Annotated in this window: 14 protein-coding genes; 5 read left to right on the top strand and 9 right to left on the bottom strand. The window is 64.0% G+C overall.

Translation table 11 applies throughout. The features are described from left to right. Window positions 1-5 precede the first annotated feature (5 nt). From prpF to J2T57_RS01845, 3 genes are all read left to right on the top strand, one after another. Window positions 6-1184 carry a 2-methylaconitate cis-trans isomerase PrpF gene (prpF, locus tag J2T57_RS01855; protein WP_253473358.1) on the top strand — a complete coding sequence of 393 codons (1179 nt, stop codon included), beginning with the start codon at window positions 6-8 and terminating at the stop codon, window positions 1182-1184. Between the two features lie 278 nt (window positions 1185-1462). Continuing rightward, entirely contained in the window at window positions 1463-2917 is a 1455-nt protein-coding gene (locus tag J2T57_RS01850; RefSeq protein WP_253473355.1) for a bifunctional 2-methylcitrate dehydratase/aconitate hydratase, read from the top strand. A gap of 115 nt (window positions 2918-3032) precedes the next feature. Beyond that, on the top strand, window positions 3033-3410 hold the full coding sequence (locus tag J2T57_RS01845; RefSeq protein WP_253473352.1) for a hypothetical protein: 378 nt from the start codon (window positions 3033-3035) through the stop codon (window positions 3408-3410). A 2-nt stretch (window positions 3411-3412) separates the two neighbouring features. Here the strand turns inward: J2T57_RS01845 and mtgA are convergent, their stop codons facing one another. Then, window positions 3413-4153 (bottom strand): monofunctional biosynthetic peptidoglycan transglycosylase, encoded by a 741-nt coding sequence (mtgA, locus tag J2T57_RS01840; RefSeq protein ID WP_253473349.1) that lies wholly within the window; start codon window positions 4151-4153, stop codon window positions 3413-3415. 81 nt (window positions 4154-4234) lie between these two features. Continuing rightward, complete coding sequence (locus J2T57_RS01835; RefSeq protein ID WP_253473346.1) at window positions 4235-4978, bottom strand: hypothetical protein; 744 nt, start codon at window positions 4976-4978, stop codon at window positions 4235-4237. 126 nt (window positions 4979-5104) lie between these two features. Between J2T57_RS01835 and cobU the strand changes: the two genes are divergently transcribed. Beyond that, window positions 5105-5653, top strand: coding sequence for a bifunctional adenosylcobinamide kinase/adenosylcobinamide-phosphate guanylyltransferase (gene cobU / locus J2T57_RS01830; RefSeq protein WP_253473343.1), 549 nt, complete (start codon window positions 5105-5107; stop codon window positions 5651-5653). Here cobU and J2T57_RS01825 read toward each other — a convergent pair whose 3' ends face one another. The 4 genes from J2T57_RS01825 to J2T57_RS01810 all read right to left on the bottom strand — a co-directional run bounded on the left by J2T57_RS01825 (window position 5654) and on the right by J2T57_RS01810 (window position 9741). Beyond that, entirely contained in the window at window positions 5654-6091 is a 438-nt protein-coding gene (locus J2T57_RS01825; RefSeq protein ID WP_253473340.1) for a nucleoside deaminase, read from the bottom strand. A 92-nt stretch (window positions 6092-6183) separates the two neighbouring features. Continuing rightward, the gene (locus tag J2T57_RS01820; RefSeq protein WP_253473337.1) at window positions 6184-8604 is read right to left on the bottom strand and encodes a mechanosensitive ion channel family protein; all 2421 of its coding nucleotides are present in this window, start codon (window positions 8602-8604) and stop codon (window positions 6184-6186) included. A 251-nt stretch (window positions 8605-8855) separates the two neighbouring features. Beyond that, the gene (locus tag J2T57_RS01815; RefSeq protein WP_253473334.1) at window positions 8856-9263 is read right to left on the bottom strand and encodes an Hsp20/alpha crystallin family protein; all 408 of its coding nucleotides are present in this window, start codon (window positions 9261-9263) and stop codon (window positions 8856-8858) included. A gap of 25 nt (window positions 9264-9288) precedes the next feature. Then, on the bottom strand, window positions 9289-9741 hold the full coding sequence (locus tag J2T57_RS01810; protein WP_253473331.1) for an Hsp20/alpha crystallin family protein: 453 nt from the start codon (window positions 9739-9741) through the stop codon (window positions 9289-9291). A gap of 369 nt (window positions 9742-10110) precedes the next feature. On the opposite strand from J2T57_RS01810, the gene J2T57_RS01805 reads away from it, so the two are divergent. After that, a complete protein-coding gene (locus J2T57_RS01805) occupies window positions 10111-10374 on the top strand; it encodes a hypothetical protein (protein WP_253473328.1) in 264 nt (87 codons plus the stop codon). Window positions 10375-10401: 27 nt separating this feature from the next. On the opposite strand, the gene J2T57_RS01800 is transcribed toward J2T57_RS01805, so the two are convergent. The 3 genes from J2T57_RS01800 to J2T57_RS01790 are packed head-to-tail and all read right to left on the bottom strand — an operon-like array spanning window position 10402 to window position 12341. After that, on the bottom strand, window positions 10402-11058 hold the full coding sequence (locus J2T57_RS01800) for a hypothetical protein (RefSeq protein WP_253473325.1): 657 nt from the start codon (window positions 11056-11058) through the stop codon (window positions 10402-10404). Beyond that, complete coding sequence (locus J2T57_RS01795) at window positions 11055-11684, bottom strand: pesticin C-terminus-like muramidase (protein ID WP_253473322.1); 630 nt, start codon at window positions 11682-11684, stop codon at window positions 11055-11057. Before J2T57_RS01795 ends, J2T57_RS01800 begins: the two co-directional genes overlap by 4 nt. Before the next feature lie 42 nt (window positions 11685-11726). Then, window positions 11727-12341 (bottom strand): trimeric intracellular cation channel family protein, encoded by a 615-nt coding sequence (locus J2T57_RS01790; protein WP_253473320.1) that lies wholly within the window; start codon window positions 12339-12341, stop codon window positions 11727-11729. Between the last annotated feature and the right edge of the window lies 1 nt (window position 12342).

Genomic DNA, 12342 nt, shown 5'->3' with positions numbered 1-12342 from the left:
GTGCCATGGCCCATGCACCGCAGATCCGTATACCCGCCACCTACATGCGCGGCGGTACCAGCAAGGGGGTGTTTTTCCGCCTGGACGACCTGCCCGAGGCGGCCCGACAGCCTGGGCCGGCCCGGGACGCCCTGCTACTGCGGGTGATCGGCAGCCCCGACCCCTATGGCAAGCACACCGACGGCATGGGCGGTGCGACCTCCAGTACCAGCAAGACGGTGATCCTGTCGAAGAGTGAGAGCCCGGACCACGACGTGGATTACCTGTTCGGCCAGGTCTCCATCGATCAGCCCTTCGTCGACTGGAGCGGTAACTGTGGCAACCTGTCGGCGGCGGTGGGCCCGTACGCCATCAGCAACGGCCTGGTGGACCCGGCACGTATCCCGGACAACGGCATCGCCACCGTCCGTATCTGGCAGGCCAATATCGGCAAGACCATCATCAACCGGGTACCCATCAGCGATGGTGTGGTGCAGGAAACCGGCGACTTCGAGCTGGATGGCGTGACCTTTCCGGCGGCGGAGGTAGCGGTGGAGTTCATGGACCCCGCCGACGGCGAGGGCGCCATGTTTCCCACCGGCAATCCGGTGGACAACCTCGAGGTGCCCGGGGTAGGCACCTTGCAGGCTACCATGATCAACGCCGGTATCCCGACCATCTTCGTCAACGCCGAGACCATTGGCTACACCGGCACCGAACTGCAGGATGCCATCAACAGCGACACCCGGGCGCTTGCCATGTTCGAGACCATCCGTGCCCATGGCGCGGTGCGCATGGGCCTCATCGACCACCCGGACCAGGCCGCCAAGCGCCAGCACACGCCCAAGGTGGCCTTCGTGGCCGCGCCGGCGGACTACACGGCTTCCAGCGGCAAGCGCATCGTCGCCGCCGACGTGGATCTGTTGGTGCGCGCCATGTCCATGGGCAAGCTCCACCACGCCATGATGGGCACCGCCTCGGTGGCCATTGCCGCTGCGGCGGCGGTGCCGGGCACTCTGGTCAACCTGGCGGCTGGCGGCGGTGAGCGCACCAGTGTGACCTTCGGCCATCCCTCGGGAACACTGCGGGTGGGGGCCGAGGCCGCACGCCATGGCAATGACTGGACAGTGACCAAGGCCGTCATGGGCCGCAGCGCCCGGGTGCTCATGGAGGGCTGGGTGCGGGTGCCCGGCGATTCCTTCTAGAACGCGAGCGGGCCCTCATTGGCGCCGTTGCGGTGCGTTACGCGCTGCGCGCTAACACACCCTACGGGAGCCGCTGCCATACGTAGGGTGTGTTAGGCCGTAGGCCGTCGTAACGCACCGTAACGGCGATGGTTACGTCCGCCCACGCCCAGGGCGCCTCCGCCTGTCGTTCCCTGATCCTGCTCCTGCCCCGCTTGGCCATTGCCCTGGCGGCAACCATACTTCCGTCAACGCCGAACCCGCTTCACTCCAAGCGCACTCATGGGAGGAGCATGCCTATGACCTCGCCCACCGAAGGTGTCAAATCCAGCAAGCGGCCCAAGCCCGACAAGGAACTGGTGGCCATCGCCGACTACGTGACTGGCTACCAGATCAACAGCAAGGAGGCCTACGAGACCGCGCGCTACATGCTCATGGACAGCCTGGCCTGCGCCATGCTGGCCCTGCAGTACCCCGCCTGCACCAAGCTGCTGGGGCCGGTGGTGCCGGGTGCGGACATGCCCGATGGGGTGCGCGTCCCCGGCACGCCCTACCGGCTGGACCCGATCCAGGGCGCCTTCAACATCGGCGCCATGATCCGTTGGCTGGACTTCAATGACACCTGGCTCGCCGCCGAGTGGGGCCATCCCTCGGACAACCTCGGCGGCATCCTCGCCGTGGCGGACTACCTCAGTCGACGCAATATACGTGAGGGCAGATCGCCTCTCACCATGCGCCAGGTGCTTGCCGCCGCCATCAAGGCCCATGAGATCCAGGGCGTGATCGCGATTGAGAACAGCTTCAACCGGGTCGGCCTGGACCACGTCATGCTCTGCCGCATCGCTACCAGCGCCGTGGTCTGCCACTTATTGGACGGCAACCGCGACGACGTCATCAACGTGCTGTCCCACGCTTGGATCGACGGCTCCGCCCTGCGCACCTACCGCCATGCGCCCAACACCGGCTCACGCAAGAGCTGGGCGGCGGGGGATGCCACCGCCCGGGGCGTGCGCCTGGCGCTGATGACCATGACCGGCGAAATGGGCTATCCGTCTGCGCTGTCCGCAAAGGGCTGGGGCTTTAATGACGTGCTCTTCAATGGCAAGAAGCTTCGCTTCTCCCAGGGCTACGGCAGCTACGTCATGGAGAACATCCTGTTCAAGATCTCCTACCCGGCGGAATTCCACGCCCAGACCGCCGTCGAGGCGGCCGTGGCACTGCATGAACAGGTGCGCGATCGTCTCGATGAAATTGACCGGGTGGTCATCGAGACCCAGGAGGCCGGGGTGCGCATCATCGATAAGACCGGACCCCTGGACAACCCCGCTGACCGGGATCACTGCATCCAGTACATGGTGGCCGTCCCGCTCATTTTTGGCCGCCTTACCGCCGACGACTACGAGGGCCATGTCGCCACCGATCCCCGCATCGACGCCCTGCGCAAGCGCATGGAAGTCACCGAGAACAAGACTTTCTCCAAGGACTATCTGGACCCGAAGAAGCGCTCCATCGGCAACGCCGTGCAGGTGTTCTTCAAGGATGGGTCCAGCACCGACCGGGTCGCGGTGGACTACCCGGTCGGCCACCGTCGTCGGCGCAAGGAAGGCATCCCGCTCCTGCAGGACAAGTTCGAGCGTGCACTGGCCACCCGCTTTGCCCCGCGCCAGGCGAACGCCATCCGGGCAGCCTGCGACAGGCAGAAGACGCTGGAGAAGATGGCGGTAAACGACTTCTTGGACCTTTGGGCGCTGTGAGCTGGGGATCGTTTTCATGGTTTCTCGCTGTCGCTGATCGGCGGCACTTGATGTGGGCCCGGGTCAGCCCCATTAGCAGAGCGAGAAGGGTGCTTGATCACAATGGAGAATCGTCATGGCGAGCCGCTTACTGATGACAGTCCTGCTGTCTGCCTTTCTGCTGAGTCCCGCATTCGCGGAAGACGAGGTCATCCCGTCGGAGCAAGAGTCCATGTCCGAGCAGGACGGCGCTGAGGCCGAGCGCGTGCGCAGCTGGGAGGAACGCATGGCGGAGGCGGGCCGTCAGGCGGATCAGTTGTCGCGGGAGACCCGTGAGCGGCTGGACCGCGCCTGGTCGGAAACCCAGATTGAGCTGGAGCGCCTGCGCGGCGCCTCCGAAGAGCAGCTGGAACGCGCCCGCACGGGGCTTGCCGGGGCCATGGACCGCCTTGAGCGGGCCTGGCGGGCGGCCACCGAGGAGCAGCCGGAGTTGGAGCCGGAGGCCGAGGAATAGGCTCAGCGCGCTAGTTGTTCCAGGTACCGCGTGTCGCCGAGTTGCCGCATCTGTCGCTGAATCCATTGTTGTCGGCCGCGCACGTACTCCGACGGGCGATCAACGCGGAACCGCACCGGGTTGGGCAGCACGGCGGCCATCAGCGCCGCTTCGGCAGCGGTGAGCTGTGATGCCGGTTTGCCGAAGTAGGCCTGGCTCGCTGCCTCCACCCCATAGATGTCCGGGCCGAACTGGGCCACATTGAGGTAGACCTCGAGGATGCGTTGCTTCGGCCAGAGGCCCTCGATCAGGACGGTGTAGCCCGCCTCAATCCCCTTGCGAAACAGGCTGCGCCCGGGCCACAGGAACAGGTTCTTTGCGGTCTGCTGGCTGATGGTGCTGGCGCCGCGAACGCGGCCGGTACGGCGATAATCCGCCACCGCGTCGGCGATGGAGTCCATGTCGAAACCCCGGTGACGGGGGAAGCGCTGATCCTCGGCGGCGATGACGGCCAGCGCCATCTGCGGGGAAATGTCGTCCCAGCCCACCCATTGGCGTCTGGCGCGGTCCAGGTCGTCCGACCAGAATGCGGCCCAATTGTGTTGCACGACGAAAGCCGTGGTGGGCGGATTCACCCAGCGCAGGCCCGCAACCATCAGTATGTTTGCCAGCAAAAAGGCAAGAACGGCAATGAGCAGCCAGCGCAGGAGGCTGCGCCAGTGCCATCGCCGCTTGTGCCGGCTGCGATCCTTTCGCGAGTTCATTGCTCGAGTGTGTCTGAAGGGATACGGCGGGCCAAGCCCGAATCGGCGCCTGAACCACCGCTGCAGCGGTGGTGGAACGGATCAGACCTGACGGACGCTGTTCACCCGCGCGGGGATGTCGTTGACGTCGATGTTCTCGTGCTGGCAGAGCCGGCCCAGCGCTTCTTCCATGATGGCCCGTGCCTGGCCGGTTGCCCTGTAGAGCATGGCGTGAACGGCGGCATCCGCTTCATTGCGGTTCTTGCAGTTGGCCGAGTAATCCTCGAAAGCGCCCAGGCTGAGAACCAGATCCGCCACCTGGTTGGGACATTCGCAGTCCACCACCGACTCGATTTCCTGCAGCGAGGCGAGCTGCACGTCATCGTAGCGGCGTGCCGGTGCCTGCTGGTCTACCAGTGCCGCGACGCTGCTGCCAATTGCGCGGGCTGGTGTCTGTGACGATGAACCCATACGCCCCGGCGTCAGTTGCTTGACGATGAGGCTGATCAGGTTCGAGCGCAGCGCCCGGACGCTGAGTGGCGCCCGCATGATGTGGCGCTTCTCTGCCCGCAAGGCCTCCACGGTCTCCCACTTGGCGAAGGCGTAGACGATCAGCGTCATCTCGGGTTTCGCCAGCTTCTCCAGGTGCTCCACGTACTCGACGGGGTCCGGGCCCAGCAGGGCCAGGTCCAGAACCAGGACCTGGAGGTTCTGCTTGCCCACTTCCTGGAGGAAGCTGGCTGGATCGCTGCTGCTGAAGGCCAGTTCGAGGTGCCGCAGTTCCTCCTGTTCGGAGCTGGCGATATAGCTGGGTAGGGTCTTGTGCAGAATGGCAAGTCGAACCATGAGCGCTTTCGTCCTATACATAAAATATACAAGGATTGTACAAGCTAGCAGATTCTCCAGCGGTTCCTGTGACGCCGTGCACGAAAACGCAGATTGGGCGGCAGGCGTTAGACTGATACGCAATTCATGGTTGGGAGCGACAGGACTTTGGGGCATGCACTGGTTCTAGGCGGCATCCGTTCGGGCAAGAGCGCCATGGCGGAGAGCTTGTCCGCAGCGGCGGGGCGGGCAGTGGTGTACGTCGCAACGGCGGAGGCCGGGGACGACGAGATGGTGCAGCGCATTCGACACCATCGTGAGCGCCGCCCGGCGGACTGGAGGCTTGAGGAAGAGCCTCTGGACCTTGCTGCGGTACTGCAGCGGCACGCGTCCGCCGCGCCTTGCCTGCTCATCGACTGCATGAGCCTGTGGCTCAGCAATCTCCTCCACGCTGGCGATGTGGACCAGGGTGTATCGGAATTTCTCGCTGCCCTGGAGGTTTATCCGGGGCCCGTGGTGATCGTGAGCAACGAAGTGGGGCTGGGCATCATCGGTATGGATGCCCTTACCCGGCGTTTTGCGGATCGGCTCGGCTGGTTGAATCAGGACCTGGCGGCACGCTGTGAGACGGTTGTCCTGTCGGTGGCGGGCATGCCAGTCTGGCTCAAGGGCGAGCCGACGATTCTCAGCCCATGATCAGCGACCGATATCCTCGTTCCACAGGTCTGGCTTTTCGGCAATAAAGCCCCGCATCAGCTCGATGCAGCGCTGGTCGTCCAGAACTTCCACCAGCACGCCACGCTCCCTCAGCAAGGCTTCCTCGCCCATGAAAGTGCGGTTCTCGCCGACCACGACCCGGGGGATGCCGTAGAGCAGGATTGCGCCGGAGCACATGGCGCAGGGAGAAAGCGTGGTGTAGAGGATGCTTTCCCGGTAGGTGCGCCCCGGCAGCCGGCCGGCATTCTCCAGCGCGTCCATTTCCCCGTGCAGCACGGCGCTGCCGGTCTGCACGCGCCGATTATGGCCCCGTCCGATGATCCTTCCTTCGTGAACCAGTACGGATCCGATCGGGATGCCGCCCTCCTCCCGGCCGAGTTCCGCTTCCTCAATGGCGGCGCGCATGAATATGTCCATTGGTCTTCAACTCCGAGTGGGACCAGATTCCTGGCCCAATATAACGTTGCTGTTCTCCGCCACTCTCCTTGCCCCTGCAAGTTGCCGCGTCCTCAGGTGGAAGGTTGGGTGGTCCCGGAGTCACCTTCGTCAGGACGGGTGGAATCCCTGCGGGCCGGGCGATGCAGGTGTACATCGCGCTGCGGGAAGGGAATGCTGACCCCGGCTTCGCGCAACGCCTTCTCGAGGGCGAAGTGCAGCTCGCTTCGGACGGTCATGAAGTCGTCCGTGTCGCCAATGAAGCAGCGCAGCTCGAAATTCAGACTGGAGTCACCGAAGCCGACGAATAGCGCCACGGGAGGCGGTGCCCGGAGTACCTTGGAGTGAGTACGAGCGCACTGCAGGAGAATCTGCGCGACCTGCTCGGTATCGCTGCCGTAGGCCACGCCGACAGGGATGCGCTCACGCGCCATGCGGTTCTTGTGGGTCCAGTTGATCACGGATGTGGAGATCAACTCGGCGTTGGGCACAATCACCGCGGCCCGGTCGAATGTCTCGATTTCCGTGGAGCGCACCGAGATATGGCGCACGGTGCCCTCGTGCTGACCGATGATGATCCAGTCACCCACCTTGATCGGCCGTTCGATCAGCAGCAGTACCCCGGCGACAAAGTTCTCCACCACGTTGCGCAGACCGAAACCGATACCCAGGGAGAGGGCACCGACTACCAGCGCCAGGTTGGTGAAGTCGAGCCCCAGCGCCCCCATGGCGAGCAGTACCGCGATACCCACCCCCAGATAACTGGTACCGGCTGCAATTGAACTGCGGGCGCCGAATTCCAGGCGCGTATTCGGAAGTACGGTGCGGGTCAGCCAGCGGCGAACGATGTTGGTGGCAATCAATCCCGCCATGAAAACCAGTACCGCGATCAGGAAGTTGCCTGGTGCCAGCGTGAAGCCGCCGATGGTGATGCCGGAGAAAAGGCTCTGGGTCCAAAGGAGCAGCGTGGTCGGCGGAACGCCGTAAAGCAGCAGCAGCAGGTAGACCAGCGGGACGAATATCAGCAGATCGGCCACCAGCCCGGTCCAGAAGATCATGCCTTGCACACTGCGTTCCGACTGGCTGGGTGCGCGAACCCCCGCCGCACCGTAGCGGCGTATGGGCTGGTTGAGGTAAAACTGCTGGATGAGCTCGCGCACCGCGAGCCGCAGCAACAGGCCAAGACCGATCAGCACCGCGGTCCCCAGCAGGCGTGACTGGGCGAAGTAGGCCAGCCGGCCATAGCCCAGCAACGCCCCGAAGGGCGCGATCACCACCACGGTGCGCAGCAGGCTGCGGGCCACGTCCAGTAGCGGGCGGGTGTCGTCCTGCTCGGCTTCGGTGGCGGCGTCCGCCAGCCGCTCGCTTGCTTCCTCAACGCTACCGCCATCCTGCGATTCTTCAACAGAGGTGATCCAGTAGGCGGGAGAGAGCGTCCAGCCGGCAGTAATACCGATGCCGGTTGTCAGAAGCAGGAAGAAAACCGACTCCAGGTGCGGGGTGTGGCGACCCGTGTAGAGCATGAGTGTCAGCAGAGCGGTGCCCGCGACGGCCACAAGCGCGGTGATCCGAATCGCACCCAGCAGCAGGCGCACGCGCGCCGGATCCACGGGTACGATCCGCCAGGCCACCTGGTAGGGGGCCAGCGCGGCCTGGGTGAGGCCGAAAAACACCAGGTAGGCGGCCAGCGCCGCGGACGCGACATAGACAAGTAGGGCCATCTGCCCCGTCAACAGACCCTGCAGCGTGAGGGCGAGCACTACCAGGGCGATGATCACCACTGGCACCACCGCATTGGCCGCGCCGTCCGCCACCGCCGCGACAATGCGCCTGGCGTAGGTGGGGGCCGTCTCCTGGCCTCGGCCAAAGCGCCGCAGAATCCATTTGCGCAGGGGCCATCCGGCGATCAGACCGATTAGGGGAAGCACGATCAGTACCGCCAGAGCCTGCGCGGCATCCCCGGCACGACGGTGCTCCTCCCACCAGTCGACGGGGGCGCTGATCAGCGCGTTGACGAACTCCAGCCCCTCAAGGGATGCCCGGTGCCAGACTTCTGGCATCCAGGGGCGTGGCAGAAGCTCGGCGAGCCGGCTTCGGAAGCGCTCCTGCTCCCAGGCAGCGATGCTCTCCTGGAGATCGGCAGCTCTCGCTTCGGCCGCCTCGGCAATACTGGCCCTGTCGGAGAACTCGGTAGCGGCCTGCCGCAGTTCCTGGCGCAGGCCCCGCAACGTCTCACCCTCCGGTGGCTCTCCTTCCGCCGGGGCGGGGCCAAGACGCTCCAGAGTCCGTTCCACCTCCCGGAGACGGGCGCGGGAATCCCGACGCACCGTCTGTGTCTCGACCTGCAACCTTCGCAGGTCGGCCATTACCTCGGCGAGGCTGCGCTCCTCGAAGTCATTGGACAATGCGGCCTGGGCCGCGGTTAACGTCGCTCGCCAGGCTTCCGTGCGTTCCTGGAGACTGGGCTCCTGCTGTTCGGCCTGAAGGCCCGCCATTGGCAGCCAGAGTAACAACGCACAAAGCGGGAACAGGAAGCGGAGCATAGAGAGTGCCGCTCGCGATGGGTGAGGTTCCGCAGCAGTCTACTAGACGGCCAGGGTGTGGGCGAGAGAGCTGTCATGACCGTCCGACGGGTGTGCGCCCTCGCTGCTGGGCCAGTCCGGCGCCAGGGAGACAGTCTCAGACATGAAAACGCCCTCCGCGGCCGGGCCGGCGAAGGGCGCTTATGACGAGGCGCAGCAATACGTCAGGCAGCCTGGATATCGATCCGGCGTCGACGGTGTGCTTTTGCCTTGGGCAGGTTCAGGTGCAGGACGCCGTCGGCAATCTGCGCCTTGATACCCTCGCGATCCACCGCCTGCCCGATGGTGAAGCGGCGCCGGTAGCGGCTGGCCCGCACTTCCGCAAAGGTGGCGCTGACACCTTCTGGCATCTGCAGCTTGATGTCACCCTCGATCTCCAGCGTTTGGTCATTGAGCTCGATCCTGAGTGACTCCCGGGTGACGCCGGGCATGTCGGCGGTGACGTGGATTGCGTCATCCTCCTCGTGGATGTCCACTGCCGGAATCAGCTCGCGCATCGCCCATTCGGACTGCACATCCGTTCCCTCTCTCTGCTTCACGGCACTGCTGTGGTTTCTGGTGATTTCGTTCATGGCTCATTCACCTCCCGTGTCCAACTCACGCTGCCTGAATCTCGATCTTGCGCGGACGCATCTCCTCGCGCTTGCGCAATTGAATAGACAGGACACCGTTAGCCAACTGTGCTTCAACCTGGTCGGGATCAACCGTCTCGGGCAGCCGGACGGCACGTGTGAATTCACCACGGAAGCGTTCGCGGCGATACCAACCGCTTGCGGTTTCGGTGTGATCCGACAGGTCACGGCGTCCGTGGATGAACAGCGTGCCATCCTCGACGCTGAGTTCGATGTCAGCATTGCTCAGGCCGGGCACGAACGCATAAACGCGAACGGCGTCCTCGGTTTCGCCTACGTTGATACCGGGGAATGCCCCCCAAGGCGTTGAGCGCAGATCGTTGTGGCCTACATCACCGAAGGCCTCGTCCATGAGCCGCAACACGCGGCCCAGGTCATTGAAAAGCGGTCCATCAAAGCGAGTCAGTTGACCGAACATGGTTCACCTCCTTCCATTCAGCCATCTTGCGGGTACAGCCTCGATTCCTGGCGGAATTGCTGCCCCTTCGAAGCGTCAGATAGGGTTTCGGAATTGCTCTTTCAAGAGGCATCAAGCCACTGAAAACAAGAGAAGTTTTAAATTTTTCCGGTGCCATTCATAGGTGGAATCGAACAATCGGTGTCAGATGCGGTCCCAATGCCAGTAGCAACGTGGCCACCGTTGGCGGTGGCCCACATTACCGGTAGACTGACAGGGTTCTATTCCTGTCCGGACTGTCAGCTTGGAGTGTTGGAAATGGCGCGAAGCTTGAGAGCAGGTAGTTTTCCATCCGGCGATCGCAGGATGTCCTTGCAGTTACACCTTCTGATGGGCGCGACCGTTCTCGCCTTTGGATTTGGTGTGACCAGCACTGCTTTGCACCTCCAGGACGCCAACAGCCTGCAGTTCAGCGCCATGGCGCCGCCGAGCGTCGATCGCATCATGGAGTGGCGTCCACAGGGTCCGCCACCCTGGATGGAAGTCGACCAGCTAAGCCCTGACGAAGCCGAGCAGCCTGGCCACATGGCGGCTGGCGAAGGCGAGGCCAGGGGCCGCGAAGGCAGCAGCGCCCGCTCCCGGCCAGAGCGTTAGAGACAGGATGAACAATGCATGGCGTGGCTATCTGACGGTTGCAGTCAGATAGCCAGGTTCATTAGCACCTGAAATGATCAACAGACGATAGTCCCGATAGCTGCCGCTCAGCGCTTCATCGGTCAGCCAGACCAGCCAGTCCTCCCCCGCGTCTGCGTCCGTGCCCACCACCGCCACAACCTCCAGGCGGTAATGCCAATCCGCCGATTCAATAAGCAATACCGCGTTGCTTATCGAGGTCGCCATGGGGTCGGGTAAATCTGCTGCCGTCGGGTAGTCATCGGCCAGCTGGCGCAAGGATGACGGAAAGCTTCGCAGGTCCAGTCGGTCGCGCAGGCCCTCGGCGTAAGCCGGCAGTGGCAGTGCGACACCGGGAGGGGCCGCGCTGTCACGCAGTACAGCCAGCGTGTCGCAGATGCGGTACTCGACGCGGACTGTCACGTTGGCTGTGGTTTCCTCCACCGGTGCGTGATCCAGTGCCGCCAGATAGGCCGTGCAATCAGTCACCGTGGTGCCATCGGCGAGGCGCAGAGGCGAGCGTCGCTCACTGAGCACTGCATCGGGTTGCTGGTACGCTGCGGCGACCTCCGCATTGAAGATGATCGGTTGCGTGGTGAGATCAGTACCCGTGCACGCCACAAGCAGCCAGGTGCCAGAGAGAAGCAGCCATGCGCGAGTATTCATTGCAGGGCCTGCTCCAGCAGGTCTGCTTCCAGGCCGCGACGGGTTGGGTAAGCGTCACCGAAATCCCGCAGTTCGGCGATGGCGCGGGCCCAGTCCTGCGCCGTGACCGCGCGCCAGAGTCGGGGTGTTCTTGCCCGCAGGTTCACACCGTACTGAAAGGAAACCGATGCAATGACGGTCTGCGCCTGGGGCGGCAGTTCGCTGAAGGGCACCTGTGCCACGTTCAGCTCGGAGGTGTTGTAGGCGTGGGCGACCTCGCGTACGTGCGCGGCCTTCACCGCTTCATCGATCGTCATGGCCTCGCTGCGCTCGATGCGCAACGGGTGCTCTTCCAGATAACGTCGAGCTTCGAGCCCCTGCAGGCCGAGGTAGGGTGAAAGCTGCTCGATGAGCGCTCCGGGCAATCCCAGGCGACGCAAGTCCAGCGCGTTGCACTGCCCCAGGTCGAAGCCGGTCGCAATGGTCACACCACTGCGGCTCACGTTCGCGGCAGGAACGTAGCCATCCAGCTGACGGCCTCCTTCCCGCGCGCTGATGAAATCGAAATCGATGTCGATGGGCACGATGGCGACTCCCTGCTCGTCCGCGCTCGAATGGGGTTGCGCCGACCAGGCAGCGTTTCCCAAGCATCAGTTTTGCCGAGTTCAGCGGCGTGCGCCAGTGTCTGCCTAATCCTGTCGAGGCAGGCGAGGGGTGGAGGGGAGGTTGAGCCCCCAGCGAATCGCCACAAGTCGCAGCGAAATGACCACCACCGCGCCGACGGCGAAGGCCAGCGCCTCGGGTACGGCGATCGCCTGCAACCCAAGATAGGTCAGGACGCCGGCAATGGCGGCGGTGGCGTAGATTTCCTTTTGCAGGATGAGTGGTACGCGCGCGGTGACTACGTCGCGAAGCATGCCTCCCACCACACCCGTCATGGTGCCCATCATCACCACAATCAACGGCCCGTGCCCGGCCTCCAGGGCGAGCCGGGCGCCGGACATGGCGAAAATGGCCAGGCCAAAGGCGTCCGCCACCGCGAGTAGACCAGCCGGCGCCGGTCGGAACTGCAGATAGACGATGGTCGCCAGCGCCGCGGCAATGATCGTGACCAGGTACCAGTTGTCCACGATCCAGAAGATCGGGTGGTGCCCGAGCAGCAGGTCGCGCAGCGTGCCACCGCCGATGGCGGTCAGAGTCGCAATGAGAATAGCGCCGAACAGGTCCAGATCACGGTCCTGGGCGGCGAGCACCCCGCTGGCCGCAAAGACTGCAACGCCAGCAAGATCCAGATAGTAGATCAAG

The sequence above is a fragment of the Natronocella acetinitrilica genome, from assembly GCF_024170285.1.
Lineage (GTDB): Bacteria > Pseudomonadota > Gammaproteobacteria > Nitrococcales > Aquisalimonadaceae > Natronocella > Natronocella acetinitrilica.
Note: the sequence above shows the minus strand (reverse complement) of the source record. Positions and strands in the feature narration are given on the sequence as shown.